The organism is Pseudomethylobacillus aquaticus, from assembly GCF_003730115.1.
Classification (GTDB): Bacteria; Pseudomonadota; Gammaproteobacteria; order Burkholderiales; family Methylophilaceae; genus Pseudomethylobacillus; species Pseudomethylobacillus aquaticus.
Map to the genome: position 1 here is coordinate 26,181 of NZ_RJVP01000007.1, position 20,917 is coordinate 47,097.

Below are 20,917 nucleotides of genomic sequence, written 5' to 3' on the forward strand. Positions count from 1 at the left end.
TGTCCTGCTATTTAGTGTGTAGTGCCCAGATAAGCCGCGATCACGTCCGGATTGACGCGCACCTGCTCCGGCGTGCCATCGCCTATCTTCTTGCCGTAATCCAGCACGACCACATGCTGCGACAGGTTCATCACCACGCCGATGTCATGCTCGATCAGCACGATGGTGGTACCGAATTCGCGTTGGGTATCGAGGATGAATCGACTCATGTCGTCCTTTTCCTGCCGATTCATGCCCGCCATGGGCTCGTCCAGCAGCAACAGACGCGGCTCAGCGGCCAGCGCACGCGCCAGCTCCACACGTTTTTGCAAACCATACGGAAGATTGCCAACCAGCTGATGCCGCCATGGCTGGATGCGCAGAAACTCGATCACCTGCTCCGCCTTGCGGCGCTGCTCGGTAGCCTCGTCGGGCGCACGCCCCACATTGAAAGCCTGCTCGACCCAGCTACTGCGCTGATGCAGGTTGCGTCCGGTGAGCACGTTGTCCAGCACACTCATGCCCTTGAACAAAGCAATGTTCTGAAAGGTGCGCGCAATGCCCTGCACCGCTGCGTCGTGCGGGCGCATGCGATGTCGGCTGGCGCCAGCGTAGCAGATGGTGCCCTGGTCGGGCTGGTAGACGCCATTGATCACGTTCAGCAGTGAGCTTTTACCGGCACCGTTCGGGCCGATCAGTGCGCAGATCTCGCCTTCGTTCACGGAAAAACTGATGTCGGTGATGGCTTTCACGCCCTTGAACGACAATGAGATATGCTCCAGTTGCAGCAATGGCGTCGCATTCATGCGGCGACTCGTGGAGATGGTGCTCATGCAGCGACTCCTGCGGAAAGCGTGATGCCGGATGGCTTGCTACCAGGCACAAGCACGATCCGTGGCGAACTGGCAGACACACTGGCGGCGATCCATTCCCCCAGATCGGGCCAGGCGCGTACCGTAATGCCAAGCGAAGCAAAGAAGCGGAACGTGTCACCGGACAAAGGCTCACCGGCCAGCAAGGGCAAGCGAGTGCGTGTAAAGCCGATCACATCACGCAATGGCCCACGGATCAGCAGTTCAGCCAGCAGGCGGCGCAGCACGAAAGCGTCGTCCGCCGTCGCCAGCGACCAGTCGACCAGGTAGCGACGCAGCGTGCCGGGTAACGGCAAACGGCTGCTGACCAGACTCTGCAGGCGCTGATAGGTGGCTTGCGTGCCAAGCACCAGCGTAGGCCCCAACTCGCGCCGGTCGGTGTCACGCGTGGCGGTGTTTTCCGGAAAATTAAGCCGGAAGCCCGCCAACAACCAGGGTGCCAGCAAATAACGCACATGGCCGCTGGCCGCAAAACCACGCGCCGCCAGCGCCTCTTCATTTGCCGTGAGTTTTTCGTGATGGATCAACTGCCGGCCTTCACTGAGCATCAACTGATGCGTCAGCGTTTGCACTTCCACATGGCCTTGTGCATCCAGCCGGAAGAACACAAAGGCATCATCATGCGACTGCGCTAATACTAAAGGCTCGTTATGGTCATGATACAGGCTGATCAAATGATCATAATGCTGCAGGCCAGGCTGGCGATAAGCCGCCAGGCCACGCGCATCGGCATAACCCAGCCAGTGCGGCTGCAAGCCCAGCACCAGCAATTGATCCACCTGCGCCTGACCTTCGGCAAACACAAATCTGGGCTGCAAGGCCTGCAGCAATTGCGCTTGCTGGCCCGCATCAGTGTCCGGATCCAGTGGCGCTGCGACACCACCCAGCCATTGCGCTGCCACCGAGAGCAGCAAGGCTTCTGGACGCGGGTAGCTCAGCAGGAACAGGATGTCGCCAGGCTGGAAACCATGCGTTTTCAGGCCACGCACCAGCCGCAGTACATCCGATAACAGCGGATTCCAGCGCTGTTCGCGCCAGATGCCCAGCTGCTTGTGACGCACGGCCACCGCCAGCGGGCGATGGGTAGCCTGATAACGCAACCAGTGTGGCAGGGTATCGATGGTCATCGTGATTTCGCCACGCTTGCTGATCAGGCCGCCAATGCGACCTGATCGGCTTCCAGTTCACGTACCAGCGGCAGCACATGCTCACCGAAGTAAGCCACCTCTTCCTGGAAGTGCAGGAAACCGGTCAGGATCAGATCCACACCGACCGCCTTGAGCGCAATGATGCGTTCGGCGATCTGGCGCGGCGTACCGATCAGGTTGGTCTTGAAGCCATCGTTGTACTGCACCAGATCTTCAAAGGTGGATTTGGCCCAGTTACCCTCGCCTTCCGGACTAGCCTTGCCGGCCTGCTTCACTTCGTGGCCAAAAGCGTTGACTGCTTCCGGGTTGGCCTGGGCGATGATCTCGGCCAGCACGGCACGGGCTTCTTCCTCGGTTTCACGTGCGATCACAAAGGCATTCACACCGACTTTCACGCTGTGGTTGTTGGCTGCGGCCTTGGCACGGATGTCATCCACCTGCGCCTTGATGCCTTCCACGGTGTTGCCGTTGGTGAAGTACCAGTCGGACACGCGCGAAGCCATGTCACGTGCGGCACGTGAGCTGCCACCCTGGAACACTTCCGGTTGCTTGAGCGGCTTTGGCCTCAATGAATAGTGATGAAAGCGGTAGAAATCACCGCTGGCGGTATAGCTGTCCTGGCTCCAGATACCCTTGAGCGCACGGATGAACTCTTCGGAGCGGCGATAGCGTTCGTCGTGTTCCAGCCAGGTCTGGCCGATGGCCAGGAACTCGCCCTTGAACCAGCCGGACACCACGTTGACAGCCACACGGCCGCCACCGGTCAGATGGTCGATGGTGGCGATCTGCTTGGCCGCCAGTGCCGGATCCCATGGGCCGGGCAGAATGGCAGCGATGACCTTCAACTTGGTGGTCGCGGCCAGCAAGCCGTGCGAGAACGACACGGATTCGTGCTGGAACTCAGCGCCGTAGCCAGCGGTGAAGCGGATCTGGCTCAAGGCGTAGTCGAAACCACTTTTCTCGGCAATCTGCGCCAGCTTCTTGTTGTATTCAAAATCCCAGCTGGTGCGCTGCTCGATATTGCTGACCACCAGGCCGCCGCTGACGTTGGGCACCCAGTAGGCGAATTTGATGTTGTCTTGACTCATGGTATGGATTCCTTGATGTGTGGATATCAGGCGCTGATGGCAGCAGCAGCCGGTTGCAGGTCACGGTGTTTCAGCAGCGGCAGTGCGCGTTCCACAGCGAGATTGATGCGCTGGTCCAGTAGCTCGTTACTGACCTTGTACTGGGTGAAATCACTTTCTGTGGCATACACGCCAACCGGCAGCGTCACGGACTGGAAGAAGCTGAACAACGGACGCAACTGATGCTCGATCACCAGCGAATGTCGATGGCTACCACCGGTCGCCGCCAGCAACACCGGCACGTCGATGAGGCTTTCGTAATGCACCAGATCGAACAGGTGCTTGAGCAGGCCGGTATAGGAACCGCGGTACACCGGCGTGGCGAAGATCAGAAAATCGGTGTTTTCGATCGCGTTGATGGCCTTGTGCACGGATGGCTTGATGCTGTCATGGGTCAGCGAGGCCCCGAGATCCGGGCCCAGCTCACCCAGCTCGATCAGCGTCAGCTCGATGGGCAGATGCTTGCCCAGACGCTGCGCGATCTCCTCGACCAAACTCAATGTGCGCGACGGGCGGCTGGTGCTGCCGGAGACGGCGACGACGTTCAGTTTTTTGCTCATATTCACTCCTGTCTGTTGGGCCTGCGTAGTCAGGCATTGCTCGTCCGGTCATCGCCCGAACGAAAACAGTTAATGAATAGCAGCAAGCGTGCCACCTATTTTTATTTTTTATTATCAATATCTTATGAATTTATTGTGCTGCTGATGGCATGGCGCTGCTGCAGCATCTGCTGATGTGCTGCTGCCAAGGAAGCAGTCAGATGCTGCTGTATAGAAAACAGGGCCGCTGGAGGCTGCCGAAAACAAAGATAAAGGCCGCCCGCTGCCATAGCAGCCCGTCACAAGCACGGCGAATGGAGGCCAATGCCCAACCGGCCTGCTGATTGAACAGCACGTAATCAGCAATTCCTGTTGCTGTAACAGCGCTACTCACGATGGGGATGATTTATTTTCAATAAATACAATGGGTTGAATAATGGCACAGAGCATGCGTAAGGCTATGCAGGTGTCGTGCATGTGCACGGCCACGCATTCATATTGATCAGGAGCACCTCTATGTCATCGTCATCCTCTGCCTTGCAGGCAGCACCAGAAGCCGAGCTGCCACGCCCGGCCGCACACATCATCAAGTCGGACGCAGAAGCCATTGAGATTGCGCACCGTGTCGCCGCTGAGCTAGCCAAGGAAGCAGCACAACGCGACCGCGAGCGTCGCCTGCCACGCGCCGAGCTGGACCTGTTCTCGCAAAGCGGGCTGTGGGGTATTACCGTACCCAAGGAATATGGTGGCGCGTTCGTGTCCAACGCCACGCTGGCCGAAGTCATCAGCATCATCTCGGAAGCCGACCCCAGCATCGGTCAGGTACCGCAGAACCATCTTTATATGGTGGAAGGCATCCGTCTGGACGGCAGCGAGTTCCAGAAGCGCTTCTTTTTTGACCTGGTGTTGAAAGGTGTACGTTTCGGCAATGCCTTCTCCGAGATCGGCACACGCAGTGTGGCCGACGTGCAGACACGGTTGACGCCGACCCAGGGTGGCTACACCCTCTCCGGCAAGAAGTTTTATTCCTCTGGAGCGCTGCTGGCGGACTGGGTGCCCGTCGTTGCCAAGGACGAGCGTGACAACACCGTGGTCGCCTTCGTGCAAAAAGACGCGCCCGGCCTGACCATCATCGATGACTGGTCCAGCTTCGGCCAACGCACCACGGCCAGCGGCACTACCTTGCTGGACAAGATCTTCGTGCCATCCGAATACGTACTGCCACACCACCTGGCGTTCGACAACCCGACCGCGATGGGCCCGGTAGCACAGATCATCCAGGCAGCCGTGGACACTGGCATCGCGCGCGCCGCGCTGAAAGATACGCTGCACTTCGTGCGCAATCACACACGCCCATGGATAGACACCGATCTCGAGCACGGCTACGAGGACCCACTCAGCCTGCGCGACATCGGCGACCTGCAGATCCGCCAGCATGCCACTGAAGCGCTGCTGGCACGCGCCGGCAAGTTCATCGACAAGGCGCAGGTCGAACCGAATGAAGACACCGTTGCCGCCGCTTCAATCGCCGTTGCTGAAGCCAAGGTATTGAGTACCGAAACCGCGCTGCTGGCTGGCAGCAAGCTGTTCGAGCTGGCTGGTACGCGCTCCACACTGGGGGAGTTCAACCTGGACCGGCACTGGCGCAATGCCCGCACGCACACGCTGCATGACCCGGTACGCTGGAAGTACTATGCCGTGGGTAATTACGCCCTCAATGGCATCAATCCACCGCGTCATCCGTGGATCTAACTGCCAGCAAGGCTTGCAATATACAGTTATCCACCAAACGGCGTGAGATAAACAAGGGCTGATCTTGAGCCAGAGATCAGCCCTTAATTTTGCAGATCAGACACATGGGGAGGCTGGCCGCACCTTGTCTGACCGCTGGAGGTGATCACGCTTTACTCAGCCTGCGTTGGGACCGCTGCTGGCAAAGATCAGTGCTGGCGGCAAAGACAAACTGCAAAGATTGGTTTATTTTGTCCATGTATCGACAACCATACTAAACAACTGCATGAAACCTTATATCGCGCTGTTCACCCTCGTTTTTCTGATCATTATCCTGCTGAGCTTTGCTGTGTTCACGCTCATCGAGGCGGACCCACCGGGCAGCCTGGGGGCAGCACAAATGCTGCTGGCAGCGTTCATCACCGGCCTGCTGTTCGTCCAGAACAAGGCACGTCTGCCCACGCGTGAGGAACGTCGCTACTTGCTGAGAGGGTCGTTTGCGGTGACGGTACTGATCCCGGCGCTGATCATCGCTGGTTTTCTGACTTACCTTGCCATCAGCTTCGGCATCGAAGATTTAAAGCTCGGCCTGGCCGAAACCATTCCCAAGCTGCCCGTCGGATTATGGACCGTTGGCCTGCTGATCGTTCTTGGCACCGGTTACCTGTCCCTCTGGTTCGGCTACGGCTTCCTGACCGAGCGCATAGGCAAGCAGATGCTGAAACGCAAAGGGATCCCGTAGCAAGTCCTGTCTGAATACAGACCATGATGATGAAGCAGCTCCGATTCGCCACCACAAGGAGAGATCGACATGCCACATACGATTAGCCTGCACCGTGTTTTGCGCGCACCCGCCGAGCGCATCTACCGCGCCCTGCTGGACCCGGACGCACTGGCCAAATGGATGGCCCCGAACGGTTATACCGCCAACGTGCATCATCTGGACGCCCAGGTAGGCGGCAGCTTTCGCATCTCGTTCACCCATTTCAGCAGCGGCCATCGTCATGCCTTCGGCGGTGAATATCTGGAACTGATCCCGAACCAGCGCCTGCGTTATACCGACCAGTTCGACGACCCCAAGCTGCCCGGCCTCATCACCGTCACCATCGTGTTGAAATCCGTCAGTTGCGGCACGGAACTGCACATTACACAGGACGGCATCCCGGATGTGATCCCGGCCGAATCCTGTTATCTGGGCTGGCAGGAAACGCTGCTGTTGCTGGGCATGCTGGTGGAAGCCGAGGCTTAGCCACCTCGCGGATGTCCCTCTAGCAAACGTCATCCTTGATTTTGGCTGGCACAAGCTGAATCATCACGGCTGAGGCCATGACACAAACAGACTGGAGCATGGATTGAACGATATGGAACCAGCTTACAGCAAACCGCTTGCCCATCCGGGCAAACGATTCCAGGCCCAGTTCATTGATGGGCTTATCGCCTACTTGCTCGGCTTCATCGTTTATTATCTGCTTGACCCGCTTACCCTTGGAGAGACCGCGATCTACAGCGGCCTCACTGCTGGCGTGCTGTATTTCCTGCTGTCTGACGCCTTACCAGACGGGCAGAGTCTGGGTAAAAAGCTCTTGAATATCCAGGTGGTCAGCAAGAGCACGATGGCACCGTGCTCTTTGTTGCAGGCATTGCTCAGAAACATCACCTTTCCTCTAGGCATGCTGGACTGGATATTCATTTTCTTTGGCTCGCATCAGCGGCTGGGTGACTTCCTTGCCGCTACCATCGTGGTCAAAAAATAGCGGCCTTGCTGCTTTCCAGCCTTTTCAGGCTGGCCTGTCTCAGCTCACAAAATACCGGCTAGGTTCCACGCCCAGCGTCCGCCTGAACATGGCCGTGAAGGCACTGGCACTGGCATAACCGAGCGCGTCGGCCACTTGTGCGACAGGCTGTTGTGACGCCAGACGTGCCAGCGCTTCGATCAGACGCGCCTGCTGGCGCCATTGCCGGAAACTCAGGCCGGTCTCTTTTTCGAAGTGGCGCGCCAGGGTGCGTGCGCTCATGGCCAGTTGGTCAGCCAGCGTTTCGATGGTCACGGGCGTTTCCGGCTGCTGGATCATCTGCTGACAGACGCGCATGAGTTTTTCGCTGGCCGGTAGCGGCAGGTGCAAGGCCGGGGTACCCAGAAAGCGGATCTCCTGCAGCGCCAGCTGGGCGATGAGTCCGCCACGGCCCGCTTCGTCGTAGTTGGTTGGCAGTTCGCATAAAGACAGGATCAACTGACGCAGCAGCGGGCCGACTTCGACCAGGCTGCATTGCGCGCCGAAGCGCGCGGCGATATCGGCACGGATATACAGCGTGCGCATTTCCACTTTTCCCAGCGCGTTCACGCTATGCGTGATGCCGGGCGGCACCCACACTGCGCGTAGGGGCGGGATCACCCAGCAGCCCACATCGGTTTCGATGCGCATGACGCCGCTGCCTGCGTAGATGAGCTGCGCACGCGGATGGCAATGACGCGGTGCATGCAAACCGACAAAATCCGAAGCCTTGGCGGTCACGGCATGCGGCAGGGTCTGGTAGTCGTCCAGCGGCATCCCATAATCACGCGTGTGGTCTATGAGTTGATTTGTCATTTTCTCGATATTTATTGTCAATACCATATTGATTGAGACAAATTATACTGCTGGACTCGATTTGTATACTGCTTAAAACCACAGGTTCTGTTTATGGCGACCATCACTGCCGGGGCGACCCGCCCATCCAAAACGCATTACCCCGTGATCGCGGCGATCAGCGTTTCGCACTTTTTGAACGACATGATGCAGTCGGTGCTGCTGGCGATCTACCCTATCCTTAAGCTGCACTTAAGCTTGAGTTTCACGCAGATCGGCCTGATCACTCTGGCGTTCCAGCTGACCGGTTCCGTGCTGCAACCGCTGATCGGGATGTATGCCGACCGTAAGTCCCGGCCTTACACGCTGCCGATGAGCATGCTGCTGACCTTGTCCGGCCTGCTAGTGCTGGCCACGGCCACGCATTTCCATGCGGTACTGGTGGCCGCCATGCTGATCGGCATGGGGTCTTCAGTGTTCCATCCGGAATCGTCACGCGTGGCGCGTCTGGCGGCCGGGCAACAACCCGGCCTGGCGCAGTCCATCTTCCAGGTGGGCGGCAATATGGGCAGCGCGGTCGGCCCCTTGCTGGCGGCTTTACTGATCCTGCCGCGTGGCTTGGCCAGCGTGGCCTGGCTGTCGCTGGCCGCACTAATCGGTGCCGTGCTGCTGACCCTGGCAGGCCGCTGGGCACATGCCCACATGGCCAGCCTGCCAGCGCGGGCACGCCAGATCGTGGATCATGGCTTGCCACGGCGCACCGTGCTGGTGTCGCTGGGGGTGCTGTTCGTGCTGATCTTCTCCAAGTTCGTGTACATGGCCAGCCTCAGCAACTACTACACCTTCTACCTGATCGAAAAATTCCAGCTCAGCACACACAGCGCACAGCTGTACCTGTTCGTGTTCCTGTTCGCAGTGGCCGCCGGTACGCTGCTGGGGGGCCCGGTGGGCGACCGCATCGGTCGCAAGCGCGTGATCTGGTGGTCCATCCTGGGCGTGGCCCCATTCACGCTGCTGCTGCCTTATGCCAGTCTGTTCTGGACCGGCGTACTGTCGGTGATCATCGGGCTGGTGTTGTCCTCGGCGTTCTCGGCCATTCTGGTGTATGCGCAGGAACTGGTGCCGGGCAAGGTGGCCACCATCTCCGGGCTGTTCTTCGGGCTGGCGTTCGGCACTGCCGGCATCTCGGCGGCCTTGCTGGGCATGCTGGTGGACAGTCACGGCTTGCAGCTGGTGTATCAGCTCTGCGCGTTCATGCCGCTGATCGGCGTGGTGACCATGTTGCTGCCCGATATCAAAGAGGCAAAATAGATCCGGGCCAACGGCTACTGAGACAATACTTGATCAATAAAACGGGCGGTTCAACCGTCGATTTTATTTAGCCTGGAGATTTTTATTGGGGTATTTGTATTAGCTGGCAAACTCACCCAAGGTAGGTGACGGCAGCATCCAGTCGCTGACTGACTGGCTTGGCAGCCAATTGCCCTGCTGCCAAGGGCTGGATCTGCAATGGCCGGGCCTGCCAACGCGGCACCTTACTTGACCACTGCGCCAGCAATAACTGTTCCCGGTAAATGATCAGGTCGGCAATGGTGATGATGAGCAGGCCGTGTTCGCGTGCAAAGCGGAACAGGTCGGGTCTGCGTGCCATGCTGCCATCTTCATTGACGATCTCGCACAACACACCAGCCGGTGCACGCCCCGCCAAACGGGCCAGATCCAGCGCCGCTTCAGTGTGCCCGGGACGCTCCAGTACCCCACCCTGCCGCGCACGCAGCGGGAAGATATGGCCAGGCCGCAGCAGATCATCCGGCTGCGTAGTCGGGTTGGCCAGCGCACGCAAGGTGGCAGCACGATCTGCTGCCGAAATGCCGGTACTGGTGCCATGTTTGTAATCCACGCTCACCGTGAACGCAGTGCGGAACGGGTCGCTATTGCGCGTGACCATCAACGGCAACTCCAGCTGATCCAGCCGCTCGCCTTCCATGCCCACACACACTACGCCACTGCTATAGCGCACCAGAAAAGCCATCTGATCAGCAGTGATGCGATCTGCAGCGATGATCAGGTCCCCCTCGTTCTCACGGTCGGTATCGTCCACCACCACCACGAACTCGCCACGTGCGATGGCATTGACCGCACGACTGACCGAGTCGAAACGTGGTTCATCGGCGGCAGCCTGTGCGGAACGGCCCTGCGTTGATAGGGTGTGTTTCATTGTGTGATCCATTGTTTTAACCCGCATTATTTAATCCACATGGTTTAATCCATCGTCCAAGAGCTGGCCTGCGTCATCTCAGACGCTGATCTTCAAAAGTCGGGCAGCGTTCTGGTAGAACACCTTGTCCAGCACGGCATCCTTGAAACCCAGCGCGGAAAAATCGTCCACCGACTGCCGCATGGCACGAAACGGATAAGACGAGCCGAACAGCAACTGCTCGCCCAGAAAGCTGTTGGCCGCCTCTACATACAGCTGCGCACCGGGCTGGAAGATGTACATATCCGGCACCAGGTACACGTTGTCATAACGGAATGCCACGCCCACCGCCTCGTTCACATACGGGTAATAGCCGTGGAAGCTGATGATCTTGAGTTGCGGATAACGGCGCGCCAGTCGGCCCAGCGCATTGGGATGGGCATAGTCCAGATCCGGCGTGGTAGGGCCACTCATCAGGCATACCGGCACATCGTGATACAGGCACTCCTCATACACCGGATACAGCAACGGGTCGTCCACCTGTAGCGCTGGCGTGGCAAAGCCGGGCTCGATGTTGATGGCACGAAAGCCCAGCTGGTTGATGGCCCGGTTGATCTCGGCCACGGTGTCTTTCTCGCCGCGCAACTGGATATCCACCGACCCCAGGCCGACCAGCTTGTCGCTCTCGCGCACCAGCGCCGCGATGGCGTCATTGTCTATGGTCAGACCTGGTGTTTCGCGGCCCACCACCACGGCCTTGCTGACACTGGCCTGCTCGATTTCGGCCAGGTAACCAGCCACGGTATAGGAGCGCTCAAAATGACGGTCGTCGTGTGAGCCGACGCGGCGATTCAACCAGCGTGCGGTTTGGTAGGCTGCGGTGTCGGGCGTGGCACCGAAGAAATCATGCAGATAAGCCGGGCGGCTACGCATGTCGATAATGGCTTGGGGCATGGTCGGTTCAGTTCACTCTATCAGGGGGTTCATGGAATCAGGAATAGAAGCTGGGCTTCGGGTACTGGCCGTTCAGCAGCCAGTCGCCCAGGTCCTTGAGCTTGAAATCGATCGGGTCGTGCAGGGTGTACACACGCAGATTGCGCCAGTAGCGGTCCAAGCGTAGCCGCGCCGTGGTGGCACGCGCACCGGCCACCTCGAACATGCGCGAGGTGATGTCCAACCCGGCACGCGTGATGTTGGCCTTGGCCGCGAACACGGCAATCGCCAGTTCACCACGCTGTGCGTCGGTCAAGGCCAGCTGCTGCTGCCAGGCAGCATCCAGCAGATCAGCGGCACGGTCCGCCAGCACGCGCGAGGCCTCCAGGCTGGCGAAGAACTCACCGTAATGCAGCAGGATGTACGGGTCCTGCTGCACTTCGCTGGCCAGCGAACCGGACCAGACCCGCGTGCTGCTGCGCGTATAAATCACCGCCTCAGCCAACGCGCCTTCGGTGAGGCCCAGGTAGATATTGGTGAAAATCAACTGGGCGACCAGCGAACGCAGACCAGAGAACGGCGAGCTGAATGGGCCAGGCAGCATCAGCAGCTCATGCTCGGCGACCTCCAATGACTGGAAGTCGGCGCTGCCGCTATCGGTCTGGCGCTGGCCGATGTTGTCCCAATCATCTTTCAGCGTGATACCAGCACGCGTCGTGGGCACGGCTGCTACCAAGAAACGGCCGGTGCCTTCCTCGATGGCAGACACGATCAAACGGTCTGAATCACGGCCGCCGCTGCAAAAGCTCTTCTGGCCGCTGAAGCGGTAGCCTGAGACCGTAGGCGTAGCGACAGTGCGGTTATCCAGCGGGTTGAGCGCATTGCCCCACCACAGATTGTCCTGCGCGGTTTCGCGCCACAGCGCTTTCCACTGTGCGTCACTGCCATATAAACGAATGGAGGCCAGCATCAGGAACTGGAAAGCGAACACCTGTGCCAGCGAGCTATCAGCGCGAGCCAGGATGCGGATGATCTGATAAAGCTCAGCCCAGCTACCACCCAGGCCACCCAGCGCGGGCGGAATCAGCAGCTTGAGCAGGCCGCTATCGCGGATGGCTTGGCGCTGCTCATACGGAGTACCGCCACGCTGGTCACGCTCCACGGCGGTGCTGGCAAGCAGGGCCGCCAATTGCTCGGCGATCTGCAGCGGCGTGCCGGAGAACGCATGTGCAGGTAGCGTGGCTGCGATCAATGATCGTACAAGTGACATGGGATCCTTTCAGGAAGCAGCGACATGGCGCGGTGCGGCGACGGGCGCTGCACCGAACGGGCCGGTCAGATTGGTGCTGATGCTGGTTTCCGTGTCAGCTAAACGTTCCAGCGGCAACAAGGGGAACAGCAACTCGGCAACTCGGTAGGCTTCTTCCAGATGCGGGTAACCGGAAAAGATGAAGTGGTCTATACCCAGCGCCTGATATTCGAGCACGCGTGCTGCGACTTCCTGCGGATCGCCCACCAGCGCCGTACCAGCACCGCCACGCACCAGGCCTACACCCGCCCACAGGTTAGGCGAGACTTCCAGCTTGTCACGGCGACCACCGTGCAATGCTGTCATCTTCTGCTGCCCCACCGAATCAAAGCGCGCAACCGCAGCCTGCGCCGCCGCGATGGTGTCATCGGTGAGTTGCGAGATGAGCGCATCGGCCGCCTGCCAGGCTTGCGCGCTGGTTTCACGCACGATGACATGCAGGCGGATACCGAAACGCACAGTGCGACCTTGTGCTGCAGCCGCAGCACGCACGCGTTCGATCTTTTCTGCGACTGCCGCCGGGGGCTCACCCCAGGTCAGATAAACGTCGATATGCTCAGCGGTCAGCTGGATCGCGGCTTCTGACGAACCGCCTATGAACAGCGGTGGATGCGGTTGTTGCAAAGTGCCGGTAGGCAGACTGGCACCTTTGACACGCAGGTAGTCACCTTCAAAATCCAGCGTCTCACCAGCCAGCACGGCTTTCCATATGGCCAGGAACTCACGGCTCTCGGCATAGCGCGCATCGTGTTCCAGAAAACTGCCGTCTGCCTGCTGCTCGGCCGGGTCACCACCTGCCACCACGTTAACCAGCAGCCGGCCATTGGAAATACGGTCAAAGGTCGAGGCCATGCGTGCGGACACGGTGGGCGAAGTAAAGCCGGGACGCACCGCCACCAAAAATTTGAGCTTGCGTGTTTCCGCGATCAGCGCGGCACTCAGCACCCAGGGGTCTTCGCATGAGCGACCAGACGGGACCAATACACCGCCAAAACCAAGCTGATCAGCGGCCTGGGCGATCTGTTTTAGATAAGAATAGGTAGCAGGACGTGCGCCCTGTGCGCTGCCCAGATAGCGATGATCGCCATGTGTGGGCAAGAACCAGAAAACTTGCATCGACTTCCTTTCTGCGTGTCGTCGGACTAAGCAGTGGCAAGGTCCATGCCATACAAAATTTTCTATTCAGTTCATACCTTTAACAAACAGTCAGAATCTGGCCTGCTGCTCAGGCAGCAGCGATCACAGGCATGTGCTGTATGCGCAGCAACATTGCTGCATCAGCACCATGCACTCAGTCAATGCATGCTTCAAGCTACGCCAGGGCAGGACAGACCCTGCGCTCCCGGGTATGGACTAGCGTACATGACACGCAATCCAAGTCATTGTTAAAGCTTGGTTTAATCCGCTTTGAATTGCTTTTTTGCTGCTGCATAGACAACAGCGCGACAACGTGACCGCCTTCTGGCACAATCCATGCTATATATTTCGTATATAAAATACATAGAGATATAACTTTTGAATATAAACATATTGCCTGAAGAGCTGGAAACGCATGCTGCTACACAAGCAACCCCGGTCGCCTCCCCGCTCCAGATCGCACAAACACTGGCGAGCGACTTTGCCCTGACAGCCGTAGAACGCGACTTTGCCGGTGGTACGCCAAAACAGGAACGTGATGCCCTGCGCGCCAGCGGCCTGCTGTCACTGGTGATCCCGCAAGCCTATGGCGGCCTCGGTGCGAACTGGGTGGACACCATGCAGGTGGTCCGCGAGATCGCCAAGGCAGACAGTTCGATTGCGCATGTGTTCGGCTTTCAACATCTGATGCTGGCCACGGTACGGCTGTTCTCGCAGCCAGCGCAGTGGGAACGCTGGTTCACGCTGACCGCCCAACATCAATGGTTCTGGGGCAATGCATTGAACCCTTTGGATGAGCGCACCACCGTCAAAGCCTTCAACGGTTGGGTGGAGTTCTCGGGACGCAAGAGCTTTTGCTCCGGTGCCATCGATTCGGAGATGCTGATCGCCTCCGGCCTGCGTCAAGCGGATGGTCAGTTACTCATCGCTGCGGTTCCGACCGCGCGCAGCGGTATCACCGTGATCCAGGATTGGGACAACATCGGCCAGCGTCAAACCGACAGCGGCAGCGTGCACTTCGAAAAAGTACGCGTGGAAGACAGCGAGCTGCTGCTGGACCCGGGCCCGCTCAGCACTCCGTTCTCTTGCTTGCGTCCGCTGGTGGCACAGCTGATCCTGACCAATATCTATCTGGGCATCGCCGAGGGTGCTTTTGCGGATGCTCGCCAGTATTCCCTGGGCGAAATGCGCCCCTGGCAAACCTCCAAAGTGGCACGTGTGAGTGAAGACCCGTACGTATTGAGTCACTACGGTGATTTCTGGGTAGGCTTGGAAAGTACGCGCGCACTGGCAGACCGGGCAGCACAGCGTCTGGATGAAGCCTGGGCTCAAGAAGCCAAACTGAGCGAAGTGACTCGCGGGGAAGTCGCCCTCTGTATCAGCGCAGCCAAGGTGCAAGCGACGCGCACCGGGCTGGATATTACGAGCAGGATGTTTGAAGTGACCGGATCACGCGCGACCCATGCCGGGCTGAGACTGGACAGGCACTGGCGCAATCTGCGCACACACACCCTGCATGACCCGTTGGATTATAAAATCAAGGAGCTAGGCGAGTGGGCGTTGAACAAACGCTTCCCCGAGCCGACTTTTTATTCATGAATACGATCAATCACCGCATGTTTGAATATGCCCTGGAAGATACGCTGAAGGATTCACAAAAAGACTCAACCGTGTCTACACAAAAACAACCAGGCCTGCTCACGCTACCCAACTCGCAAGCGCTGACCACCTCCATTCGCGCCACGGCGCAGGTGTTCAAAGACCCGAAATCCGTGGCCTTGCTGGCACGCATCAAGATGATCGCGCCTAGCGATGCCAATGTGCTGATCATCGGTGAGACCGGCACCGGCAAGGAGTTGATCGCGCGCCACGTACACGAGCTGAGTCAGCGCAAGAACCGCCCGTTCGTGGCCGTCAATTGCGGCGCGTTCTCGGAATCTCTGGTCGAAAGTGAACTGTTTGGCCACGAAAAAGGCGCGTTCACCGGTGCGTTCACCGCGAAAGCGGGCTGGTTCGAAGCTGCCAATGGCGGCACGCTGTTCCTCGATGAGATCGGTGACCTGCCCCTGAGCATCCAGGTGAAGCTGTTGCGTGTGCTGCAGGAACGTGAAGTGGTGCGCCTGGGTGCACGCAAAGCTACGCCTATCGACGTGCGTCTGGTGGCCGCCACCAATGTACGCCTGGAAGAAGCCGTGCTGGCAGGCCATTTCCGCGAGGACCTGTTCTATCGCCTGCGGGTCGCACATCTGGAACTGCCTACGCTGCGTAACCGTCCCGGCGATATTCTGCCGCTGGCTGAATATTTCGTGGCGGAATATCGTCGCAGGCTAGGCTATAGCGAGGTACGCTTGGATGAATCGGCGCGCAAAAAGCTACTCGAGCATTCATGGCCGGGCAACATCCGCGAGTTGGAGAATGTGATCCATCATGCGCTACTGATATGCAAACAGAACACGGTGCGCAGCGAAGATCTGCAACTTTCTTCCATCCAGCTGCATCGTCAGCGTGACGACAATGGCAGCGGTCCGTATACAGAAGGTAACCTGCTGAGCCAGGCGCTGCAGCAGCTATTTGAATCGGGGACCCCAGCGCTGTACGAACATCTGGAGGACACCATCATCCGTGCTGCCTACCAGTTTTGCCACAACAATCAGGTACAGACCGCCAAGTTGTTGGGTATCAGCCGCAACATCGTGCGAGCCAAACTGATCAAGATGGGCGCTATCAATGCGCTACGTTGAGCAGGAACAAGCGGCGCTAGTAGAAGCCGCCTACCAGCGCGCAGGCTGCATCGCAAAAGTCGCCACATCGGCACTGCCTACGGCCGTGGGTGAGTTCGCTATCCACGTCTACCAGGAGCTGGAGACCGGCTTGGAACACGTGGCACTGGTGAAAGGCGACATCACGCACGGCCAGGATGTGCTGACGCGTGTGCATTCCGAGTGCATGACCGGCGATATCTTCGGTTCGCAGCGTTGCGATTGCGGTGAGCAGCTGCATCTGGCGCAGCAACGTATCCAGACCGAAGGCACGGGCGTGCTGATCTATCTGCGCGGGCATGAAGGGCGTGGCATCGGGCTTTCCAACAAGATCCGCGCTTATGCACTGCAGGACCATGGCCTGGACACCGTGGAGGCCAACCTGGCGCTGGGCCTGCCCGTGGATCAGCGTTCGTTTGCGATCGCGGCCGAGATGCTCAAGTGCCTCAAGGTGTGCAGCATCCGTCTGATGAGCAACAACCCGGACAAGAACTCCTCGCTGCAACGGCATGGTGTCAGCGTTAACGCCATCGTGCCGCTGCGTATCCCGGCGAATGCCAACAACCGCAAATATCTGGAAACCAAGGCCAGCAAACTGGGCCATCTGTTCAATTGGCCTGTGTTTCGCGTTTAACGAGAAACAGCGGCGCAGCAAGATTTTTTTGTTAACGTCTATCTTGAATAGCGCAATCTAGGCTATATTCATACCAACGGCGCTGCCCAGGCAGGCCCACATATGCAATACGTTTAGCGTGAGCTGACCGGACAACCGGAAGCCAGTGTGTCGAGAGACCACTGGCTTTTTTGTTTTTTATCGCCTGAGAACATGACGCAAACCCTACCATCATCGACCATCCAGTTGCAGATCGCCGACATCGTCACGGCACTGCGTGAGGCGCGCCTGAGTGCGCTGGACAGCCGTCAGCGTCGTGACAAGCCGCCCAAACTGCCATCGCGCAAGGCGCTGACCGAGGTGGTGGAAGGCCTGGGGGCAGCCTTGTTCCCCAACCGGCTTGGCCTGCCTGACCTGAACCCGGAGGGCATCGATTATTTTGTCGGCCATAGTCTGGACGTGGCCCTGCGCAGCCTGCTCGCACAGATCAAGCTGGAACTGTGTTTCGTGGCCGACCTGCAAGGTAGCGACTCGGTGTTGCAGGAAGAAGCGCAGCATATCCTGCGTGAATTCGCGCATCAGTTACCGCAGATACGCAAGCTGCTCGACACCGATATCCAGGCCGCTTTCGATGGTGACCCGGCGGCGCGCAGCATAGACGAAGTGCTGGTGTGCTACCCAGGCATCCACGCCATCATCCATCACCGTCTGGCTCATGCGCTGCACAAGCAAGGTGTGCCGCTGATCGCCCGCATGATCGCCGAGATCGCGCATTCTGCCACCGGCATCGACATCCATCCAGGCGCCACCATAGGGGAGCGCTTTTTCATCGACCACGGTACTGGTGTGGTGATAGGCGAGACCAGCATCATCGGCCGCAATGTGCGCATCTACCAGGCGGTGACACTGGGTGCCAAACGTTTCCCTACGGATGACAAGGGCAAGCTGACCAAAGGGCACGCACGCCATCCGCTGGTAGAAGACGATGTGGTGATCTATGCCGGTGCCACCATTCTGGGCCGCATCACCATAGGCCATGGCTCTGTCGTCGGCGGTAATGTCTGGCTGACCTACAGCGTGCCACCAGGCAGCAATATCAATCAGGCCAGAATGGCAGGCGCACCGGCAGATTCCGCTGGTCTTGCGACGCGTCAGGACGGCACCCCACCCCATTTGCAACTCAACTAACCCTCACAGGAGAATGCCATGGCCGAACTGGATCAACACCAGACCGCACTGGGCGATGTCGCCGCCCGTACCCTTGCCAATGCGACCAAGACCGTCCCCATGCTCAGCACCATCAGCCCGCGCTGGCTGGTACATCTGCTCAACTGGGTGCCTGTCGAAGCCGGTATCTACCGTGTCAACAAAGCCAAAGACCCCAACGCGATCGTGGTGGATTGCTCCAACAAGGACGAGCGCGAATTACCCGCCACCTTTGTGGATTACGAAGAATGGGGCCGCGAATATGTACTGAATGCGGTCAATACCGTGGTGGATGTGCATACGCGCGTCTCGGATCTGTACAGCAGCCCGCATAACCAGATCAAGGAACAACTGCGCCTGACCATAGAAACGGTCAAGGAGCGTCAGGAAAGCGAGCTGATCAACAACAAGGAATACGGCCTGCTCAACAACGTGGCCGCCAGCCAGCGCATCCAGTCGCGCACCGGCCAGCCCACGCCGGACGATCTGGACGAGCTGCTGACCAAGGTATGGAAGGAGCCAGCCTTCTTCCTGGCTCACCCGCGCACCATCGCAGCCTTTGGCCGCGAGTGCACGCGTCGCGGTGTACCTCCGCCTACCGTATCCCTGTTCGGTTCACAGTTCCTGACCTGGCGTGGCCTGCCGCTGATCCCCAGCGACAAGGTGCAGATCGTGGACGGCAAGAGCAGCATCCTGCTGCTGCGCGTGGGTGAAAGTCGTCAAGGCGTGGTGGGCCTGTATCAGCCCAACCTGCCGGGCCAGCAGACCATGGGGCTGTCGGTGCGCTTCATGGGCATCAACCACAAAGCGATCGCTTCCTATCTGGTTTCGCTGTATTGCTCGCTGGCCATCCTGACTGACGACGCGATCGCCGTACTGGAGAATGTGAACGTAGGTCACTACTATGACTACAAGTAATCTGGAACTTGGTCAGTTCTCTGGCCAACTACCGGGTGGTGCATCCAGCCAGTTCGCTGACTTGTCTGCGTTCACGCCGGAAGCTTTGCTGGGCGCGCTGCCTGGCGAACATCCGCGCATGGCGACCGGTCTGGAAGCCGGTCGTGCAGCCAGCGCATCAGGGCAACTCGATATCGGCACCTTGTCCGGCTTGCTGAACCAGTTATATGCGGAAGGCTTTCCGGCTGGTTCTCCACTGGCACAAGGCGGGGGCATTCCGTCCACGGCTTCGCATAGCGATGCCACCGACCCCAGTCAGCTCACGCATCCGCATGCCGTCACGCCGCTAGCCAGTACACAGCACACCCCGACTTTGTCATCGGTACCGCTGGCAGTGCATGACGCACCAGGCTTGAGCGCCAAGGTGCCACCGTCAGCGGGATCGAACTTGCCACCCGTGCCAGCACAACCGGATTGGCTGCAAGCTAACGGTCTGGGGCTGGACATCGGCAATATCGATGCCTTGCTGCATTACGGCAACGTGCCGCAGCAAGCGGAACTGCAATCTCTGTTGCCAGCGGCACCGACGACCCCAGCGGCGAATCCCGGCAATCACGGTTACTATTTCCTGAGCCCGAGCGCTGCACCAGCGGCGGACAATGCCGCCCACCCGGCCTTCGACGTGCATCAGGTGCGCCGTGACTTCCCTATCCTGCAGGAGCAGATCAACGGCAAGCCACTGATCTGGTTCGATAACGCAGCCACCACGCACAAGCCGCAGGTGGTCATCGACCGCATCGCCTACTTCTACGCGCATGAGAACTCCAACATCCACCGCGCTGCGCATACCCTGGCGGCGCGTGCCACGGATGCTTACGAGGACGCGCGCGAAACGGTACGCCGCTTTCTGAACGCACCGTCGGTTGACAACATCGTGTTCGTGCGCGGCACCACGGAAGCCATCAACCTGGTGGCCAAGACCTGGGGCAAGAAACACCTGGGCCAGGGCGACGAGATCGTCATCAGCCATCTGGAGCACCACGCCAACATCGTGCCCTGGCAACAGCTGTGCCAGGAAACCGGCGCCAGCCTCAAGGTGATCCCGGTGGATGACAGTGGTCAGATCCGGCTGGATGAATACCAGAAGCTGCTCACCAGCAAGGTCAAACTGGTGTCGTTCACGCAGGTCTCCAATGCGCTGGGCACCGTGACGCCAGCGGCCGAGATGATACAGATGGCGCATCGTGCTGGCGCACGTGTGCTACTGGACGGCGCGCAGTCGGTGTCGCACATGCAGGTGGATCTGCAGGCACTGGATGCGGATTTCTTCGTGTTCTCCGGCCACAAGATCTTCGGTCCCACCGGCATAGGCGCGCTGTACGGCAAGAAAGACGTGCTGGACGACATGCCGGCCTGGCAAGGCGGTGGCAACATGATCCAGGACGTCACCTTCGACAAGACGGTCTATCATCAAGCGCCCGCCAAATTCGAAGCTGGCACGGGCAATATCGCCGATGCAGTGGGACTGGGTGCGGCGCTGAAGTACGTTGAGCGTGTGGGCATCCACAACATCGCACGTTACGAGCATGAACTGCTGGTATACGCGACGCATCTGCTGACCCAGGTGCCCGGCCTCACGCTGTATGGCACTGCCAAGGAAAAGGCCAGCGTGCTGTCCTTCAACCTGCTGGGCTACCAGAGCGAAGAAGTCGGTGCTGCCCTCAACAACGAAGGCATCGCGGTGCGTTCCGGTCACCACTGCGCGCAGCCCATCCTGCGCCGCTTTGGTCAGGAAACCACGGTGCGTCCATCACTGGCGTTCTACAACACCTACGCCGAGATCGATGTGCTGTATCAGGCGCTACGCAGGCTGGCAGCGGCAAGACCCTAATCACTTCAACAC

The 20,917-nt window shown here is 59.1% G+C and carries 20 protein-coding genes; 11 read left to right on the plus strand and 9 right to left on the minus strand.

Annotated features, from left to right (window positions below):
- Positions 1 to 11: 11 nt before the first annotated feature.
- From ED236_RS11125 to msuE, 4 genes are read right to left on the minus strand one after another with little or no spacing between them, the layout of a single operon-like run.
- Positions 12 to 812: an ABC transporter ATP-binding protein gene (locus ED236_RS11125; RefSeq protein ID WP_240032133.1), complete on the minus strand. Its 801-nt coding sequence runs from the start codon at positions 810 to 812 to the stop codon at positions 12 to 14.
- Positions 809 to 1,978: an AMP-binding protein gene (locus ED236_RS11130; protein ID WP_123238063.1), complete on the minus strand. Its 1,170-nt coding sequence runs from the start codon at positions 1,976 to 1,978 to the stop codon at positions 809 to 811. The genes ED236_RS11125 and ED236_RS11130 overlap by 4 nt, the downstream gene beginning before the upstream one ends.
- 23 nt (positions 1,979 to 2,001) lie before the next feature.
- Positions 2,002 to 3,087 (minus strand): dimethylsulfone monooxygenase SfnG, encoded by a 1,086-nt coding sequence (gene sfnG, locus ED236_RS11135; protein ID WP_123238064.1) that lies wholly within the window; start codon positions 3,085 to 3,087, stop codon positions 2,002 to 2,004.
- Between the two features lie 26 nt (positions 3,088 to 3,113).
- On the minus strand, positions 3,114 to 3,686 hold the full coding sequence (gene msuE, locus ED236_RS11140; RefSeq protein WP_123238065.1) for an FMN reductase: 573 nt from the start codon (positions 3,684 to 3,686) through the stop codon (positions 3,114 to 3,116).
- A 495-nt stretch (positions 3,687 to 4,181) separates the two neighbouring features.
- Between msuE and ED236_RS11145 the strand changes: the two genes are divergently transcribed.
- From ED236_RS11145 to ED236_RS11160, 4 genes are all read left to right on the plus strand, one after another.
- Positions 4,182 to 5,417 (plus strand): SfnB family sulfur acquisition oxidoreductase, encoded by a 1,236-nt coding sequence (locus ED236_RS11145; RefSeq protein ID WP_123238066.1) that lies wholly within the window; start codon positions 4,182 to 4,184, stop codon positions 5,415 to 5,417.
- A 265-nt stretch (positions 5,418 to 5,682) separates the two neighbouring features.
- A complete protein-coding gene (locus ED236_RS11150; RefSeq protein WP_148042297.1) occupies positions 5,683 to 6,138 on the plus strand; it encodes an ABZJ_00895 family protein in 456 nt (151 codons plus the stop codon).
- A gap of 69 nt (positions 6,139 to 6,207) precedes the next feature.
- The gene (locus ED236_RS11155; RefSeq protein ID WP_123238068.1) at positions 6,208 to 6,645 is read left to right on the plus strand and encodes an SRPBCC family protein; all 438 of its coding nucleotides are present in this window, start codon (positions 6,208 to 6,210) and stop codon (positions 6,643 to 6,645) included.
- A gap of 112 nt (positions 6,646 to 6,757) precedes the next feature.
- On the plus strand, positions 6,758 to 7,150 hold the full coding sequence (locus ED236_RS11160) for an RDD family protein (RefSeq protein WP_123238069.1): 393 nt from the start codon (positions 6,758 to 6,760) through the stop codon (positions 7,148 to 7,150).
- Between the two features lie 39 nt (positions 7,151 to 7,189).
- Here the strand turns inward: ED236_RS11160 and ED236_RS11165 are convergent, their stop codons facing one another.
- Entirely contained in the window at positions 7,190 to 7,984 is a 795-nt protein-coding gene (locus ED236_RS11165) for an AraC family transcriptional regulator (protein ID WP_162299618.1), read from the minus strand.
- Positions 7,985 to 8,077: 93 nt separating this feature from the next.
- Here ED236_RS11165 and ED236_RS11170 point away from each other — a divergent pair, with 93 nt between their 5' ends.
- Positions 8,078 to 9,274, plus strand: a complete 1,197-nt coding sequence (locus tag ED236_RS11170) for an MFS transporter (RefSeq protein WP_123238071.1) — start codon at positions 8,078 to 8,080, stop codon at positions 9,272 to 9,274.
- A gap of 112 nt (positions 9,275 to 9,386) precedes the next feature.
- Here ED236_RS11170 and ribB read toward each other — a convergent pair whose 3' ends face one another.
- The 4 genes from ribB to ssuD form a co-directional block, all read right to left on the minus strand.
- Positions 9,387 to 10,181, minus strand: a complete 795-nt coding sequence (gene ribB / locus ED236_RS11175; protein WP_123238072.1) for a 3,4-dihydroxy-2-butanone-4-phosphate synthase — start codon at positions 10,179 to 10,181, stop codon at positions 9,387 to 9,389.
- Positions 10,182 to 10,259: 78 nt separating this feature from the next.
- Positions 10,260 to 11,114 (minus strand): amidohydrolase family protein, encoded by an 855-nt coding sequence (locus ED236_RS11180; RefSeq protein ID WP_123238073.1) that lies wholly within the window; start codon positions 11,112 to 11,114, stop codon positions 10,260 to 10,262.
- Between the two features lie 37 nt (positions 11,115 to 11,151).
- Complete coding sequence (locus tag ED236_RS11185) at positions 11,152 to 12,363, minus strand: acyl-CoA dehydrogenase family protein (RefSeq protein WP_123238074.1); 1,212 nt, start codon at positions 12,361 to 12,363, stop codon at positions 11,152 to 11,154.
- A gap of 9 nt (positions 12,364 to 12,372) precedes the next feature.
- Positions 12,373 to 13,518 carry an FMNH2-dependent alkanesulfonate monooxygenase gene (gene ssuD / locus ED236_RS11190; RefSeq protein WP_123238075.1) on the minus strand — a complete coding sequence of 382 codons (1,146 nt, stop codon included), beginning with the start codon at positions 13,516 to 13,518 and terminating at the stop codon, positions 12,373 to 12,375.
- Positions 13,519 to 13,929: 411 nt separating this feature from the next.
- On the opposite strand from ssuD, the gene ED236_RS11195 reads away from it, so the two are divergent.
- The 6 genes from ED236_RS11195 (at position 13,930) to ED236_RS11220 (ending at position 20,905) form a co-directional block, all read left to right on the plus strand.
- Positions 13,930 to 15,138 (plus strand): acyl-CoA dehydrogenase family protein, encoded by a 1,209-nt coding sequence (locus tag ED236_RS11195; protein ID WP_123238166.1) that lies wholly within the window; start codon positions 13,930 to 13,932, stop codon positions 15,136 to 15,138.
- The gene (locus tag ED236_RS11200) at positions 15,135 to 16,280 is read left to right on the plus strand and encodes a sigma-54 interaction domain-containing protein (RefSeq protein WP_123238076.1); all 1,146 of its coding nucleotides are present in this window, start codon (positions 15,135 to 15,137) and stop codon (positions 16,278 to 16,280) included. Before ED236_RS11195 ends, ED236_RS11200 begins: the two co-directional genes overlap by 4 nt.
- Entirely contained in the window at positions 16,267 to 16,932 is a 666-nt protein-coding gene (gene ribA / locus ED236_RS11205; protein WP_123238077.1) for a GTP cyclohydrolase II, read from the plus strand. Before ED236_RS11200 ends, ribA begins: the two co-directional genes overlap by 14 nt.
- A gap of 192 nt (positions 16,933 to 17,124) precedes the next feature.
- Complete coding sequence (epsC, locus tag ED236_RS11210; protein WP_123238078.1) at positions 17,125 to 18,099, plus strand: serine O-acetyltransferase EpsC; 975 nt, start codon at positions 17,125 to 17,127, stop codon at positions 18,097 to 18,099.
- Between the two features lie 18 nt (positions 18,100 to 18,117).
- Positions 18,118 to 19,035, plus strand: coding sequence for a family 2A encapsulin nanocompartment shell protein (locus ED236_RS11215; protein ID WP_123238079.1), 918 nt, complete (start codon positions 18,118 to 18,120; stop codon positions 19,033 to 19,035).
- Entirely contained in the window at positions 19,022 to 20,905 is a 1,884-nt protein-coding gene (locus tag ED236_RS11220) for a family 2A encapsulin nanocompartment cargo protein cysteine desulfurase (protein WP_123238080.1), read from the plus strand. Before ED236_RS11215 ends, ED236_RS11220 begins: the two co-directional genes overlap by 14 nt.
- Positions 20,906 to 20,917: the final 12 nt, after the last annotated feature.

What these genes read in the sequence shown, in the direction of transcription:
- ED236_RS11125 (WP_240032133.1), bottom strand. Translation starts at nt 812, where the DNA reads ATGAGCACCATCTCCACGAGTCGCCGCATGAATGCGACGCCATTGCTG.
- ED236_RS11130 (WP_123238063.1), bottom strand. Translation starts at nt 1,978, where the DNA reads ATGACCATCGATACCCTGCCACACTGGTTGCGTTATCAGGCTACCCAT.
- sfnG (WP_123238064.1), bottom strand. Translation starts at nt 3,087, where the DNA reads ATGAGTCAAGACAACATCAAATTCGCCTACTGGGTGCCCAACGTCAGC.
- msuE (WP_123238065.1), bottom strand. Translation starts at nt 3,686, where the DNA reads ATGAGCAAAAAACTGAACGTCGTCGCCGTCTCCGGCAGCACCAGCCGC.
- ED236_RS11145 (WP_123238066.1), top strand. Translation starts at nt 4,182, where the DNA reads ATGTCATCGTCATCCTCTGCCTTGCAGGCAGCACCAGAAGCCGAGCTG.
- ED236_RS11150 (WP_148042297.1), top strand. Translation starts at nt 5,683, where the DNA reads ATGAAACCTTATATCGCGCTGTTCACCCTCGTTTTTCTGATCATTATC.
- ED236_RS11155 (WP_123238068.1), top strand. Translation starts at nt 6,208, where the DNA reads ATGCCACATACGATTAGCCTGCACCGTGTTTTGCGCGCACCCGCCGAG.
- ED236_RS11160 (WP_123238069.1), top strand. Translation starts at nt 6,758, where the DNA reads ATGGAACCAGCTTACAGCAAACCGCTTGCCCATCCGGGCAAACGATTC.
- ED236_RS11165 (WP_162299618.1), bottom strand. Translation starts at nt 7,984, where the DNA reads ATGACAAATCAACTCATAGACCACACGCGTGATTATGGGATGCCGCTG.
- ED236_RS11170 (WP_123238071.1), top strand. Translation starts at nt 8,078, where the DNA reads ATGGCGACCATCACTGCCGGGGCGACCCGCCCATCCAAAACGCATTAC.
- ribB (WP_123238072.1), bottom strand. Translation starts at nt 10,181, where the DNA reads ATGAAACACACCCTATCAACGCAGGGCCGTTCCGCACAGGCTGCCGCC.
- ED236_RS11180 (WP_123238073.1), bottom strand. Translation starts at nt 11,114, where the DNA reads ATGCCCCAAGCCATTATCGACATGCGTAGCCGCCCGGCTTATCTGCAT.
- ED236_RS11185 (WP_123238074.1), bottom strand. Translation starts at nt 12,363, where the DNA reads ATGTCACTTGTACGATCATTGATCGCAGCCACGCTACCTGCACATGCG.
- ssuD (WP_123238075.1), bottom strand. Translation starts at nt 13,518, where the DNA reads ATGCAAGTTTTCTGGTTCTTGCCCACACATGGCGATCATCGCTATCTG.
- ED236_RS11200 (WP_123238076.1), top strand. Translation starts at nt 15,135, where the DNA reads ATGAATACGATCAATCACCGCATGTTTGAATATGCCCTGGAAGATACG.
- ribA (WP_123238077.1), top strand. Translation starts at nt 16,267, where the DNA reads ATGCGCTACGTTGAGCAGGAACAAGCGGCGCTAGTAGAAGCCGCCTAC.
- epsC (WP_123238078.1), top strand. Translation starts at nt 17,125, where the DNA reads ATGACGCAAACCCTACCATCATCGACCATCCAGTTGCAGATCGCCGAC.
- ED236_RS11215 (WP_123238079.1), top strand. Translation starts at nt 18,118, where the DNA reads ATGGCCGAACTGGATCAACACCAGACCGCACTGGGCGATGTCGCCGCC.
- ED236_RS11220 (WP_123238080.1), top strand. Translation starts at nt 19,022, where the DNA reads ATGACTACAAGTAATCTGGAACTTGGTCAGTTCTCTGGCCAACTACCG.